At 71.1% G+C, this 14,460-nt stretch carries 10 protein-coding genes; 4 read left to right on the plus strand and 6 right to left on the minus strand.

The genetic code is table 11. The features are described 5' to 3' along the window. Positions 1-7: 7 nt before the first annotated feature. Complete coding sequence (locus OG245_RS06885; protein WP_371622652.1) at positions 8-1,045, plus strand: lytic polysaccharide monooxygenase; 1,038 nt, start codon at positions 8-10, stop codon at positions 1,043-1,045. Positions 1,046-1,176: 131 nt separating this feature from the next. Here OG245_RS06885 and OG245_RS06890 read toward each other — a convergent pair whose 3' ends face one another. The 3 genes from OG245_RS06890 to OG245_RS06900 all read right to left on the minus strand — a co-directional run bounded on the left by OG245_RS06890 (position 1,177) and on the right by OG245_RS06900 (position 4,575). Continuing rightward, positions 1,177-2,070 carry an esterase/lipase family protein gene (locus OG245_RS06890; RefSeq protein WP_371622653.1) on the minus strand — a complete coding sequence of 298 codons (894 nt, stop codon included), beginning with the start codon at positions 2,068-2,070 and terminating at the stop codon, positions 1,177-1,179. Positions 2,071-2,328: 258 nt separating this feature from the next. Continuing rightward, positions 2,329-3,876 (minus strand): MFS transporter, encoded by a 1,548-nt coding sequence (locus OG245_RS06895; protein WP_371627824.1) that lies wholly within the window; start codon positions 3,874-3,876, stop codon positions 2,329-2,331. Between the two features lie 303 nt (positions 3,877-4,179). Beyond that, complete coding sequence (locus OG245_RS06900; RefSeq protein WP_371622654.1) at positions 4,180-4,575, minus strand: winged helix-turn-helix transcriptional regulator; 396 nt, start codon at positions 4,573-4,575, stop codon at positions 4,180-4,182. Between the two features lie 144 nt (positions 4,576-4,719). On the opposite strand from OG245_RS06900, the gene OG245_RS06905 reads away from it, so the two are divergent. After that, entirely contained in the window at positions 4,720-5,772 is a 1,053-nt protein-coding gene (locus OG245_RS06905) for a DUF3533 domain-containing protein (RefSeq protein ID WP_371622655.1), read from the plus strand. Positions 5,773-6,024: 252 nt separating this feature from the next. Continuing rightward, on the plus strand, positions 6,025-6,522 hold the full coding sequence (locus OG245_RS06910; RefSeq protein WP_371622656.1) for a phospholipase: 498 nt from the start codon (positions 6,025-6,027) through the stop codon (positions 6,520-6,522). Between the two features lie 151 nt (positions 6,523-6,673). Here OG245_RS06910 and OG245_RS06915 read toward each other — a convergent pair whose 3' ends face one another. Further along, entirely contained in the window at positions 6,674-7,852 is a 1,179-nt protein-coding gene (locus tag OG245_RS06915; RefSeq protein ID WP_371622657.1) for a S1 family peptidase, read from the minus strand. A gap of 349 nt (positions 7,853-8,201) precedes the next feature. Here OG245_RS06915 and OG245_RS06920 point away from each other — a divergent pair, with 349 nt between their 5' ends. Then, the gene (locus OG245_RS06920; protein WP_371622658.1) at positions 8,202-9,113 is read left to right on the plus strand and encodes an alpha/beta fold hydrolase; all 912 of its coding nucleotides are present in this window, start codon (positions 8,202-8,204) and stop codon (positions 9,111-9,113) included. 18 nt (positions 9,114-9,131) lie between these two features. On the opposite strand, the gene fxsT is transcribed toward OG245_RS06920, so the two are convergent. Together fxsT and fsxC are read right to left on the minus strand one after the other, a co-directional pair. Then, a complete protein-coding gene (gene fxsT / locus OG245_RS06925) occupies positions 9,132-13,064 on the minus strand; it encodes an FxSxx-COOH system tetratricopeptide repeat protein (RefSeq protein WP_371622659.1) in 3,933 nt (1,310 codons plus the stop codon). After that, positions 13,061-14,401 (minus strand): FxsC protein, encoded by a 1,341-nt coding sequence (gene fsxC, locus OG245_RS06930; protein ID WP_371622660.1) that lies wholly within the window; start codon positions 14,399-14,401, stop codon positions 13,061-13,063. Before fsxC ends, fxsT begins: the two co-directional genes overlap by 4 nt. Positions 14,402-14,460: the final 59 nt, after the last annotated feature.

Below are 14,460 nucleotides of genomic sequence, written 5' to 3' on the forward strand. Positions count from 1 at the left end.
TCCATCCATGACCGCTCGCCGCAAGGCCGCACGTGTCCTCGCCCTCGGTCTGGCCCCGCTCGCACTGGCCGGGCTGGCCTCCGCCCCGGCCGTCGCGCACGGTTCGCTCACCGACCCGGTGAGCCGGGTGTCCGCGTGCTTCGCGGAGGGGCCGGAGAGCCCGACGTCGGCGGCGTGCCGGGCGGCGGTCGCGGCGGGCGGGACGCAGGCGCTGTACGACTGGAACGGGGTGAACATCGCCGACGCGGCGGGCAAGCACCGTGAGTTGATCCCGGACGGCAAGCTGTGCAGCGCGGCCAACGACAAGTTCAAGGGCCTGGACCTCCCGCGCGCCGACTGGCCGGCCACCGCGATGTCGGCGGGCGAGCACACCTTCCGGTTCCGTGCGACGGCCCCGCACCGGGGGTCGTTCGAGCTGTACCTCACCAAGCCCGGCTACGACCCCACGAAGCCGCTGGCCTGGTCGGACCTGGAGGCGAAGCCCTTCGCCGAGGCCACCGACCCGAAGCTGGAGAACGGTTCGTACGTCTTCGACGGGACGATCCCCGAGCGTTCGGGCCGGCAGCTGGTCTACACGGTCTGGCAGCGCTCCGACTCCCCCGAGGCGTTCTACGCCTGCTCCGACGTGACGTTCGGCGGCGGGGCGCAGGACGGCGGGGCGGAGAAGGAGGAAGGGCAGCAGGGTTCCGGTGGTGACTCCGGCGCCGAGGCTCCGGCCGCGGCCCCCTCCGCGCCGTCCGAGGACGCCATCGCCGAGGGTTCCGAGAAGTCGTCGGTCGAGCACGGCGGCCACGGGGACGACGACGCGAGCACCGGGGCGAAGGTCACCGCCGCCGCCCCGGCCGCCCCGGAGGCAAAGTCTGAGGGCAACGCCCCGGAGGCCAACGCGGCGGGCGCCGAGGAGGTGCTGGCCGAGACGGGCGGCTCCGGCGGCAGCACCTACCTGGCGATCGGGGGCGCCGGGGTGCTCGCAGCCGGTGCGGCCGTACTGTTCGCCACGCAGCGCCGACGGGCCGCCGCCGCGGCGGGCCGCCACAGCCGCTGACCTTCGCAGCAGCCCTCCCATACCCCTGCCGCGCCCCTCCGGGACGTCGGGCGCGGCAGGAAGTGACGGGCCGGGGTTCCGCCGTCCGCCCCATCGGACGCCGGGGCCCCGGCCCGTCTTCGCGTGCCGGGTCAGCCGGTGACCGAGCCGCAGGTGGTCGGGGTGGCGCGTGCCGGGTCGAGGGCGTTGGCCACTTCGTGGAAGGCGATGCGGTCGACGGTCCCGATCGCCACGTGCTCGGACAGGTCGAGCGGGCAGAGGTCCTGGAGCAGCACGTTGCGTACGTTCGGCCCGTCCAGGTACTGCGTGCGGTACGGGGTCACGACCTGGTCGTACTTGGTCGCGATGACGGTGTAGCGGACGCCGGGGACGGTGTCGCCGCCCGCCGTGAGCTTGGTGATGAAGGGTGATCCGGCGATCTGGTCGGCGAGTCCGGGGGTCTTGTCGCTGATGAACCTCTCGACGCCGGGGAAGAACGGCAGCAGCTTGGTGAGGCCGAGCAGCGTGGTGCCGTGGTTGTCCGGGGCGATGCCGACGAGGGCGTTGACCTTGTCGGCGCCGCCGAGGAACTTCAGGTAGTAGTTCGGCATCATGCCGCCCTGGGAGTGGCCGACGAGGTCGGCCTTCGGGGCTCCGGTGGCGTCGAGGACCTTGTCGACGAACACGTCGAGCTGTTCCGCGGACTTGTCGATGGGGCCGAGGCCGTGGAAGAGCGGCACGCCGGGGAGCCGGCCGTAGTCGAGGGAGAAGACGCAGTAGCCCCGGTTGACCAGGTAGGGGGCGAGGACCAGCCAGTTGTCGATCGAGTTCCCGAAGGTTCCGTGGACCAGGACGACGGGACGGGGATGGGCTGCGGAGGGCTTGCAGGAGTAGTCGTTCCAGCCGCGCGAAGTGGCCTCGGCGGCGGCCGGGGCGGCGGCGGTCGCGGTCGCCGTGGGGGCGACGAGAACGGTGAGGGCGAGGAGCAGGGCGGCGAGCAGACTGCGCGTGCGGGGAACGCGCGCAGCACGGATCCAGGGCAGCATCGTGTGGTCTCCTTGCGGCTCAAGGGAGGTGCGATGGCGGTGCGCCCTGTGGCCCGGACCACAAGCTTTATGTGCTCATGCCAAATTACGCACGAGTAAGGTGGCGAGGGAAGTTACGCGTCGGTAAAAACTGGCGGGCGGCCACGCTCGCGCGCCCCCGGCCACCGACGCGACCGGCCACCGTCTCCCCCGGCGGGGCGACCCACGGCCGGCCGCACGGTGAGCGGTCAGGTCGGGCGAGGCCGGGGCGGGGCCAGGTCAGGACGTCGTCACCTCAGCCGTGAGCATCGACTTGTCCATGTTTCCCGCTTCGGTGTCTCCTCCCGTTTCGTCCGCGCCCCCTTCGCGATCCACGCCCCCACCGACGCGCCCCACCTTCCGGAGCAGCAACGTGGCCGTGACGGCCAGCGCGAGCATGACCGGGATGGCTCCCATCGCGATCCACGCGAGCCCTTGGGCGAAGGATTCCCGTGCCGCGGCGACGAGTTGGGCCCCCGTATCCGCGGGCAGCCGGCCTGCGGCGTCGAGGGCCGCGGGCAGGTTGTCGGTGGCCGTTTCGCGAGCGGAGGCCGGTAGGCCGTCCGGCACCGAGCCCGTCATCCCGCTGTGGTACGCGACGTTCAGCACGCTGCCGAGGACCGCGATGCCGAGGGCGCCGCCCAGTTCCTGGGTCGTCTCCCCCACCGCGGCCGCCGAGCCCGCCTGCTCGGGCGGCGCGGCGTCGACGATCATCCCGATCCCGAGGGACGAGACCGGCATCAGGCCGGCGAACAGCAGGGACGCGGCCGTGACGACGGTCCCGATCCCGGAGTCGCCGCCCACCTGCGCGAGCACGGTGAAGCCGATGGCGGCGACCGTGAGGCCGGCGCCGAAGACGTACCCCTTGCCCACCCGGTCCGCGACACCCTGGGCGATGAACATCGCGAGTGTCCCACCGACCACCATCGGCAGGCTCCACACCGCCGACTCCAGCGGCTCCATGCCCAGCACCATCTGGATGTACTGGGAGACGAGGAACTGACTGCCCAGCATGAACACCACGGTCAGGGTCAGCGTTCCGAGGGAGACACTGAAGCCGCGGTTCGCGAAGAGCTTCAGGTCGAGCAGCGGGGCGGTGAGCCGACGCTGCCGTACGACGAAGAGGCCGCCGATCACGAGGCCCGCCACCAGGGACAGCAGCGGCGGCCGGGCGACACCCTCCTCGGCGAGTCCCTTCACACCGAAGACGACCAGCAGAACGGCGGCCGTCGACATCGCGGCGCTGGTCAGGTCCAGTCGGCCCGCATCCGGGTCACGGACCTCCGGAAGCACCAGTGGGCCCGCCACCAACAGGAACACCATGACCGGCACGGCCACGAGGAAGACCGAACCCCACCAGAAGACCTCCAGCAGCACGCCGCCGACCAGCGGCCCGACCGCACCGCCCAGCATGAAGCTCGTCATCCACACCGTGATGGCGAAGCCGCGCTGCCCGGCGTCCTGGAACATGGCGCTGATCAGCGACAGCGTCGACGGGCCCAGCACCGCGCCGGCGAGGCCGAGGAGGGCGCGGGCCGCGATCAGCGTCTCCGCGGTGGGCGCGTAGGCGGCGAGCACCGAGGCGCAGCCGAACGCGACGGCCCCGATCAGCAGCATCCGGCGCCGGCCGACGCGGTCGCCTAGCGTGCCCATGGTGATCATCGCGCCCGCGATGACGAATCCGTAGACGTCGGTGATCCAGAGCAGTTGCGCCCCCGAGGGCTCCAGATCCCGGCTCAGGGTGGGCAGCGCCAGATGGAGCACGCTCATGTCCATGATCACGAGCATCGCCGGCAGGGCCAGCGCTGCCAGCCCGATCCACTCGCGCACCCCTGCACGCGGCGCGGTTTCCGTGTCCACCACGATCTCCCTTCCGGGCCACCCGGCCCGTCGGGCTCACCTTAGGTAGTGAGCTTTCGATAGGTAAGGGCTTACCCATCGGTCAGCCCTGGACCAGGTCGATAGCGCGCAGGCCGGACCGCCGGACCGGGGAGAAATTCACCACGCGAACGCGACACGGGAACGCGACACGGGAACGCGACACAGAAAGGCGCCCCGTTCCGGAGAGCGGGGCGCCGGCGAACAGCAGGGTCACATCACCTCGTCGTGGCGCTCGCGCGCGGCGACGATGTCTCCGATCCGCTGCGTGATCCACTCGACCAGGCCGCCCAGCGTCAGCGCCAGCTCCCGCCCCAGAGGAGTGAGCGAGTAGGTCACCCGGGGCGGCACCGTGGGTTCGACCTCACGGGCGATCAGCCCGTCCCGCACGAACACCCGCAGATTCTGGGACAGCATCTTCTCGCTGATGCCGCCGATCCTGTCCCGCAGCACGTAGAAGCGCATCGGCCCCTCCTGCAACGAGGCCAGGATCAGCACGCCCCAGCGGCTGCTGACATGGTTCAGCACCGTGCGGGCCGGGCAGTCCGCCGTGAAGGCGTCACTCATCGCGACGGCCTTCCCCTCCTTGACCTCAGAACTCACGTCCACGCCGGAAACTTACCGCAGGGCATGCCCTTACGAAAGGAAAGCCGGGAGCCACCCGCCCCCGCCGCCACGCCACCCGCCCCGGGCGCTACGCCGTTCGGCCCCGCCCCGCCTGCGCGCACGCCGCCCCGCCCGGACCGTGGGGGTATGACATTCGTCGACGAGGTGAAGAATGCCGTCACCCCGCGGGCCGCTCTGCTCGTGATCGGTGTGCTCGGCCTGCAACTGTTGTTCATCGCGTCCTACGTCGGAGCACTGCACAAGCCGAAGCCGACGGATGTCGCCTTCGGAGTGGTGGCCCCGCGGCAGCTGTCCCAGCAGCTCGTCGACCGGTTGGACGGGCTGCCCGGCGGGCCGCTCGACCCCCGTACGGTGAGCAGCGCCGCCGAGGCCCGCGAGCAGATCATGAACCGCGACATCGACGGCGCCCTGATCGTCTCGCCGGAAGGCCGCACCGACACCCTGCTGGTCGCCTCCGGCGGCGGGACCGTGCTGTCCGGGGCGCTGGAGCGGATCCTCACCCAGGTCGAGGCATCCCAGCAGCGGACCGTACGGACCGTGGACGTGGCCCCGGCCTCGCCCGACGACTTCGACGGACTCTCGTCCTTCTACCTGGTGGTCGGCTGGTGCGTGGGCGGCTATCTCTGCGCCTCGATCCTGGCGATCAGCGCGGGCTCCAAGCCCGCCAACCGACAGCGCGCGGCGATCCGGACAGCGGTCATGGCGCTGTACGCGATCGCGGGCGGCATCGGCGGCGCGATCATCATCGGCCCGATCCTCGGCGCCCTGCCGGGCAGCTTCTGGGGACTCTCCGGCCTGGGCGCGCTGGTGGTCTTCGCGGTCGGCATGACCACGCTCGCGCTACAGGCCCTCACCGGCATCGTCGGCATCGGCCTGGCCGTCCTCATCGTCGTCATCGCGGGCAACCCGAGCGCGGGCGGCGCCTTCCCGCTGCCGATGCTCCCGGACTTCTGGCGGGCGATCGGCCCGGCCCTCCCTCCGGGCGCGGGCACGTGGACGGCCCGCTCGATCGCCTACTTCCGGGGCAACGCGGTCACCGGGCCACTGCTGGTGCTCTCGGCCTGGGCGGTCGCCGGCACGGCTCTGACCCTGCTGCTGTCGATGCGGCACCGGCCGGGGCGGGCAGACGACAGCGGTACGGAGACGGCGCGCGCGGCGGGCGGATCGACCGCCGCCTGACACCCGCTCACGCCTCACATCCCCCATCTCCCTGCCCGCTCCCTCCCTCCATCCCGCTCCCACTCCCGCTCGGTGACATGTTCATGGGGCCGCCCCGATGGCGGCCCCATCTGACGTACGCCCCAATTCTTGATGTCCGGTCAGCGCGACACCTAGTCATGACAGGTACATGGCTACATGCTGGAGCCGCCTCGTACCACCCGACGAGAAGCACGGCCAGGACCACTCCTTCCACCCCCACGGAGGTCGCTCATGCGTCGTCGATTCACGGTTCCGCTCGCCGCGGTCGCCCTGTCGCTCCCGCTCAGCCTGATCACCGCCGCTTCCGCCTCGGCCGCTCCCGCCGACAAGCCCCAGGTGCTCAGCGCCTGGACCCAGACCAGCGCCTCCAGTCACAACGCCTGGAAGGCCGCCCGCAACAACCAGGGCGCCTGGTCCGCCTACGGCTTCAACTGGTCGACGGACTACTGCAGCAGCTCCCCCGACAACCCGTTCGGCTTCCCCTTCCAGACCTCCTGCGCCCGCCATGACTTCGGCTACCGGAACTACAAGGCCGCCGGTACGTTCTCCGCCAACAAGGCCCGCGTCGACTCCGCCTTCTACGAGGACCTCAAGCGCGTGTGCGCCGGCTACTCGGGCGCGACGAAGACCTCGTGCAACGGCACGGCCTGGACCTACTACCAGGCCGTGAGCGTCTTCGGCGTCTCGCCGGCCAAGGCCGGCTCCGCCCGTCTGCCGAAGGCCGCCTGACCGCCCGACCGCCCGACAGCCCGACAGCCCGCGGTGCCCGCTCCACCCACTCCGCACCGCACCGCACCGCACCGCACCGCACACGAGGGAGAGGCCCCCGGCGTACCGGGGGCCTCTCCGTGTCGCTGTGGTGCGGTGGAACGGTGGAGCGTCAGCCGATCTCGGCGCCGTAGGCGGCCAGCGCCTCCGGTACCGGCTGGAAGAAGGTCGTACCGCCCGAGGAGCAGTCGCCGCTGCCGCCCGAGGTCAGACCGAGCGCGGTGTCGCCCGCGAAGAGGGCGCCGCCGCTGTCGCCGGGCTCGGCGCAGACGGTCGTCTGGATGAGGCCGTTGACGATGTCGCCGTTGCCGTAGTTGACCGTGGCGTCCAGCGCGGTGACCTCGCCGTCGTGCACCTGGGTGGTGGAGCCGCTGCGGGTGACCGCCTGGCCGACCGTCGCGTCGCCCGCCCGGGTGATCGCCTGGGTCGAGCCGTCGTAGAGGTTCACCTCGCTCGGGTGCGCGGTGTCCGAGGTGTACTTGACCAGGCCGTAGTCGTTCTCCGGGAAGCTGGAGCCCTCGTTCGCCCCGATCTCCGAGCCGCCCTGGGTGTCCGACCAGCTGGTGACCGACTCGGTGCAGTGGCCGGCGGTCAGGAAGTACGGCTCGCCGCCCTTGACCACGTTGAAGCCGAGCGAGCAGCGGGAGCCGGAGCCCCAGATCGCGTCGCCGCCCGCGATGAGCGGCGTGAACTCGCCCGCCGTCCTGTTGAGTTCGGCCGTGCCGCCGAGGCCCTCGACCACGGTCGAGAGCTTCTTCCAGGCCGCCCCGTCGACCGTGCTGTCGGCGGTGACGAGGACCTTGTTGCTCACCGGGTCGACCGCCCAGGAGGTGCCCGGGATCGTCGCCTTCTCGGTGAGGGCCTGCCGGGCCGACTTCAGCTCGGCGAGGGAGTTCTCCACGATTCTGGCCTTGCCGCCCGCCTGGCGGACCTGCTCGGCGCCCGCCTCGTCGACGACGTTCACGACGAGGGCCTTCGCCGTGGTGTCGTAGTACGAGCCTGCCGCGTCCGCGCCCAGGTCGCGGTCCAGGGCGGTGGCCAGCTTTCCGGCCGCGTCCGCGCTGAGGGTCTTGGCCGCGAACGCCGGCACATCGTCACTGGCGTTCGCAGTCTGGAACGTGAATCCCGCTGCGACGAGGGCGACGACGGCCGAGCCGGCCAGCGTCGTGCGCTTCCTGGATATGCGTCGATGCTTCAACTTCGACCTCCTGTGGGGCCGCGCACGGAGCAAGTGGGGTGCCCGTACACGGAGGATGGGGCGCCCACTATTCCGAGGCCGTGAAACGCACACAAGGCCGACTTCCAGACGTGCACACGACAGCGACGCTTCGCACGCGAGGCGTTCACCTGCCCCGGGTCGTACCACGTCGGTTCCGATCGCGAACACCCGGTGCAACCACGGAAGGCCCCTGGGTGAGGACTAGTCCTGTCCGGTATTCGCCGTAGCAGGCCCGGATGGTGTGCCCACCCGTCCGGATGTCGGCGGAATTCGCCCTCCGGCGGCCTCCCCGTACCTTCACCATTCCTTCCTGTCGTAGAACAGTCCCGGTAGCGCCTCTGATGGGTCATCATCGAAAGGGCAGCACACGCCGGGCACACCGTGTCCGGGCCGGCCGGGTGACCGAGCGGAGGAGGAACGGGTGCGCAATCGGGTGCTCGCGGCGGACGGGCGGCATCTGATGGTGGAGCGGATGGGCGACCCACGGGGAAGACCGGTCTTCCTCCTCCACGGGACTCCGGGCAGCAGGCTCGGACCGGCTCCCCGCGGCATGGTGCTGTACCAGCGCCATACGCAGCTGATCACCTACGACCGCCCCGGATACGGCGGCAGCGACCGGCACGAGGGCCGCCGGATCAAGGACGTCGTCGAGGACGTCCGGGCCATCGCCGACGCCCTGGGCCTGGACCGGTTCGCCGTGGTGGGCCGCTCCGGCGGGGCCCCGCACGCCCTGGCCTGCGCGGCGCTGATGCCGGAACGGATCACCCGGACCGCGGCTCTGGTCAGTCTCGCGCCCCCGGACGCGGCCGGTCTCGACTGGTTCGACGGGATGGCCGCGTCCAATGTGCTCGCGTACTCCACGGCGGCCGACGACCCCGACGGCCTGGCGGAGTCCTTCATCACGCGCTCCGCGCAGATCCGGCGGGACCCGGTGCGGCTTCTGGACGATCTGCGCCGGGAGCTGACCGACTCCGACCGGGTGGTGGTCAACGACGCGGGGATCCGCTCCATGCTGCTGCGCAACTACAGCGAGGGGCTGCGCACCTCCGCGTACGGCTGGATCGACGACGCCATCGCGTTCTGCAGCCCCTGGGGGTTCGATCCCGGCCGGATCACCGGCAAGGTGCTCCTCTGGCACGGGGTGAAGGACGTCTTCTCCCCGGTCGGCCACTCCCGCTGGCTGGCCGGGCAGATACCGGGCGCCACCGCCGTACTCGAACCGAAGGCGGCCCACTTCGACGCGTTCCCCATGCTCCCCCGCGTCCTCGACTGGCTGCTGGACGAGCGGGAGCACCCGGACGGGGCCATGCGGGCCGCCATGCCGGGAGGGTGAGCCCTCCCGGCCGGACGGTCACACCGACATCGGTTCCAGTTCCCGCCGGAACCGCTGCTCGGTCCGGGCTATCCGGACCAGCGGATGGTCGTCGCCCAGCTGGCGCGACAGCTCGACGACGATCTCCGCCCGCAACTGCGCCGCCTCGTCCTCCCGGCCCATGGCATCGAGCGTGACCGCCATGTTCGAGGTCATGGACAGGGTCTCCGGATGGTGCGCCCCGAGCGCCTCGCGCAACTGCCCGGACAGCCGCAGTTCGGTCTCCAGCACGATGTCCAGCTCTCCCCGGTCCGCTGTCGCGCTGGCCAGGTTCATCACGCAGAACAGGGTGTTGGGGTGCTCCCGGCCGAAGGTGTCCCGCATGGAGGCGACGACCAGCTTCAGCACCCGCTCCGCCGCTTCCGGCTCCCCGGCGCCCGTCAGATAGACGCCCAGGTTGTTCTGGGCCGCCAGGGTGTACGGGTGCTTCTCCCCCGGCACCTTCATGTACTGGTCGACGACCTCCTGCGCCGTGTCCCTCGCCTCGGCGCTCTCGCCCGCCGCGAACAGGTCCGCGGCGAGGTTGAGGTCGCAGGCCAGCGAATCGGGGTTGGCGGTGGTGTACTTCGCCCGGTAGCGGGCGCGGGTCGCCACCGTGAGCCGGCGGGCGTCCTCCAGCCGGCCCGCCCTGCGCAAGGACACCGCGAGGCTCTTCGCCGCGCTCAGCGTGGCGGGGAAGCTGCGGCCCATCGTCGCCTTGAAGCTGTTGTACGTCGTGCTGAGCAGCCCCACCGAGTCCTCGTACCGTCCGACCTCCCGCAGGTCGCGGGCGAGGTTCATGGCGGAGGACAGGCTGTAGGGGTGTTCCGGTCCGAGCACCTGGGAGCGCAGGTCGTAGACGTCCTGGTCGATCTCACGGGCGCGGGCGTACTGCCCGACGCTGCGGAGGTTCAGGGCCAGGTTGTTGGCGGCGGCCAGGGTCCGGGGGTGGGAGTCGTGGAAGATCTGCCCGAAGCCCTCGTGGGCCTCGGTCGCCATCTCGATCGCCCGCGCGTAGTCCCCCAGCAGCCCGAGGTCGATGGCCAGGCTGCTGGTGGTCATGTACGTGTGCGGGTGCTCTGGCCCCAGCACCGCCCGCTGGCGTTCCAGGGTGATCTCGTCCAGTTCCTTCGCCTCGACGTAACGACCGCGGGTACGCAGGATGTTGGAGAGGTGGAAGCAGAGGTAGAGGTACTGCAGATCGCTGACGCCCAGCTTCTCCCGCCAGATGTCCCGCAGTTCGTCGCCCAGCGCTCCCGCGGTCCTGACGTCACCGCGCTTCCAGAGGTAGCGGACCCGGTCGATCAGGAGCCTGCGGGTCTCCGGCTCCGTGCAGTTGCGGGCGTCGGAGGGGCCGAGGTGCGGCCAGATCGTCGCGAAGCGCGGCCAGGTCTCCGGGTTGTCGATCGGCTCGTCGTCGTCGGGCCGGGCTCCGGCGAGGATGCGGTGCACGACGTGCCGGGTCTCGTTCTGCTCCTCCTCGCTGAGCTGCGCCTTGATGACGGCCTGGACGAGGCGGTGGACCTGGATGGAGTTGGAGACCTGGTCGACCTTGGCGAGGGCGAACCGGCCGATCTCCCGGATGACCCGGCCGAGCACCAGCTTCTCCTGGAGCGAGGAGTCGTACGGCTTCAGCGCGTCGATCATCTCCTTGCTGTAGAGGAGGTTCGCGGAGATCGGTTCCGGGGCGAAGAAGGCGCAGAGCTGGAGCAGCCGCACGGCGGCGGGCGAGCGCTCCTTGAGCCGGGCGATGGAGATGTTCCAGGTCGCGGCGACCGGTTCCGGATAGCCGGCCGGCTGGTTGAGGCCGAGGACCTGGGGCGCCTGCTGGGCGAGCTGTTCGAGGTAGGCGTCGACGGGGGTGGCGGTCTCCGCGATCCAGGCCGCCGCCTGCTCCACGGCGAGCGGCAGGTCGCCCACGGCGGTCGCCACCTGGTCGGCGTCCTCGTCGCCGAGCCCCGGCGCCCGGCGCTGGAGGTGCTCGATCGACTCCTCGCGCAGGAAGACGTCCACGGGCAGCGCGTCGCCGTGCTGGGACCAGCTCTGGTTGCGGGAGGTCACCAGGATGTGGCCCGAGCCGCCCTGCGGGAAGTAGCGGCGCAGCTGCTCGGGGTCGTCGGCGTTGTCGAAGACCAGCAGCCAGCGGTCCGAGGGCACGCCGCGCCGCAGCAGGTCGACGGCCTCCTGGGAGGCGGCGGCCATGTCGTCGCCGCCCTGGGCGCCGAGCCGGACGGCGAGTTCGGCGAGCGAGGCGACCACGTCGTCGGGCTGCTCGGACGATATCCACCAGACCAGGTCGTAGTCGGCCATGAAGCGGTGCACGTACTCCAGCGCCACCTGGGTCTTGCCGACGCCGCCGAGTCCGTACAGGGTCTGCGGCTGCGGCAGGACCACGGCCAGGCCGCCGCCGAGCTGGTCGCGCATCCGCTCCAGGACGAGCGAGCGGCCGGTGAAACCGGGGTTGCGGGGCGGCGCGTTCCAGATCCTCGGCACGGTGCCGGGGAAGCGGGGACCGGGCGAGAACCCGTCCGCCGCCTGCACCGGGCGGTCCAGGGCCCGCATCACGGCGGTGGTGGCGTGCACCTCGTCCAGCCGGAAGAGGTCGACGGGGTTGCGGTCGATGTACGGGGCGCTCAGGCGTACGTCCCCGACGCGCAGGGGGACCAGTCGGCCGCGGCCGCTGCCGACGGCATCCGCGGCGGTCCGTTCCCACAGCTCGACCGCGCGCTGGGACTTCAGATAGGCGCTGGAGAGCAGCACCACGGTGCGGGCGGCGCTCGCGGCGGTGGCCTCCGCCTCCTCCGGGGGACGTTCGGCGGAGACGTCGCGCGGAACCACCCGGAAGCCGGCCCGGGTGAGAATCGATTCGAGCCAGTCGGCCCACATCCGGTTCTCCGCCACGTAGCTGAGGAAGAGATCGGCGGGGAGGGCGGGCCTGCGCCGGGTGAAGGCGTCGCGGATCCGCAGGCGGACCTCCTCGCCGATCGGGGGCATCGAGGTGATCTCCCGGTCGGTGATGACCGCGGTGAGCCGTTCGAAGGCGGAGAGCAGCGAGTTGGCGAGCCCGGCCTCGTCGCCGAAGGTGGCGAGCGTCTCCTCGTAGGCGTAGTAGGGCCGGTAGGGGATCTCCACCGCGCCCCAGTAGGCGGTGAGTTCGTCGCTGGACAGATCGCGCGGCAGCCGGTCGAACTTCAGCCGGGCCAGCGCCCGCCCGGCGTCCGCCTTCTCCTTCTCGCCCTCGTCGATGCGCATCGGGACGGGGTAGAGGGCGATGGGGCGGCCGGTGTTGCGCTCGGCGATCTGGCGGGCGACGGAGGCCGCGCCGTCGATGGACTGGTCGCTGAGGGTGAAGCAGTCGACGAGCACGTCCGGGAGGTGGACGGTGCAGATGTCGGCGATGTCGCTGAGGCCGGTGCGGCTGTCGATGAGGACGTAGTCGTAGTTGGCCTTCATGTCGTCGCGCAGCGCGTCGAAGAAGTGGCCGCCGCCGAACCGGTCGTAGAAGTTGTCCCAGTCGAAGGTGGAGACGGTCGCGGAGTATTCGCGGTTCTGGCGTCCGGCGGAGACGAAGTCGAGTGTGCCGCCCTGCGGGAACTCCCAGCCGAGCGACTCCGGGGTCAGCGACACCGCGTGCGGCTGGATGCGGGCGTAGTCGCGGTGCCAGTCCTCGGCGCGCTGGGCGGGGCTGGTCGCGGCCCAGGCGTACTCGGTGATCAGGTCGATCACACCGGTGGTGGCGCCGAGGGTGGCCGGGTCGAGGAAGGGGTGGAAGAACCGGTGCAGCCCGGGGGCCTCCAGGTCCCAGTCGACGGCCAGGACGCGCTTGCCGTTGGCCGCGAGGATCCAGGCGGTGTTGGCGAGCGCCATGGTGCGCCCGGTACCGCCCTTGTACGAGTAGAAGGTGACGATGCGCCCGTCACGACCGGCACTCATAGGTCCTCCGCTTCCGTGGCAGGGTCGTGCGGGTCGGGGATGTAGCTCGTACTGCCCATGGGGCCGGTCAGACGGGTCCGCTCGCCGGAGCCGCCGCCGGATCCGGGAGGGTAGGCCTTGGCGTGCTTGAGGTACTGCTGGGCGGCCACCTCGACCACCTGGGGCAGGAGCTGGCCGAACGCCTCCATGGTGGGCACTCCCTTCGCCGCGGCACGGCACAGGGCCCGGCCCTGGCCCATCTTGACCGGCATGGTCGCCTCGAGCGTCTCGGTGAGCTCGCTCTCCGCCGCTCTGCTCTGGTGGTCGTCGCGGCTCCACGGCACGACCATGGTCACCCAGGGCCGGTTCTCGGCGTCGAAGGCGGCGAGCCTGCGGCGGTGGTCCTCGTCCCGGAGGGCCCAGCGGTCGACGAGCAGGATCTCGGGGGTGCTGGGCGGGGTCTTGCCGTCGTGCCGGTCCTCGTCGAACGAGGTGATGTGGGCCTGGTAGTTGAGCGAGCGGACCAGCTCCTCCGCCACATAGGCCAGCGGGCGCGCGGCGGCCGGGTAGTAGGGGTTCCAGTCCTGGGGGTGGTCGCCGTAGTGGTCGCTGTTGCGGCCCTCGGGCAGATCGTGGCGGGTGGGCGCGGCGATGGTGATCTGCATCGGCCGGGGGGCGCCGACTCCGCTGCTGGAAGAGCCGAAGGCGCTGGGCGCGAGGCGGTAGTCGACGGGCCGGCCGGTGTCGATGCGGACCGAGTCGGCGACGCTCACGATGCGTTTGGCCAGTTCGTAGACGGCCCGTTCGTATTCCTCGGCGAAGAGTCTGAGCTTGATCAGGCCGTAGAGGCCGTCGCTGACGTACCGTTCCCCGAAATCACGGTGGTTGAACTGCAACCGCTCCGCGGAGCCGGGCAGTTGGCTCGGCGGCACCGGTACCCAGAGGGCCGGGACGATGGCCTCGGCGGGCTGGTTGGAGCGGGCGCGGTGGTGGATGGCGCGCTGTTCGAAGGCGTACCACTCCTTGCCGCACATCTCGCTGGCGAAGTAGCGCGGGGAGAACAGCGGGACGAAGACCCGGCAGGTGGCGAGGACGTCGCCGAGCCGTTCCGACCAGCCCTCCCCGGAACGTATCTCCCGGTCCATGAAGCCCGCGGGCGCGCCCGCGGGTAAGTCGGTCATGGCCATCACATGGCCGCAGAGGTCCTGGAAAAGCCGTTCGACCCACATATCGGGGTCCGTGCCGCCGCCGTACCCCGGCGTATGGGCGTAACTCAGAAAGAAATACGGCCGATGGCCCACCGCTCGCTGTTGCGTCGATGCGTGCACACGACCCCCGTCCTGTGTGAGCACTCGCATCCCGTAAGGAGGAAGGGAGTGGAAGCGAACTCATCATTCCGGAGCGGACCGCTTTCCAC

The sequence above is a fragment of the Streptomyces sp. NBC_01116 genome, assembly GCF_041435495.1.
Lineage (GTDB): Bacteria > Actinomycetota > Actinomycetes > Streptomycetales > Streptomycetaceae > Streptomyces.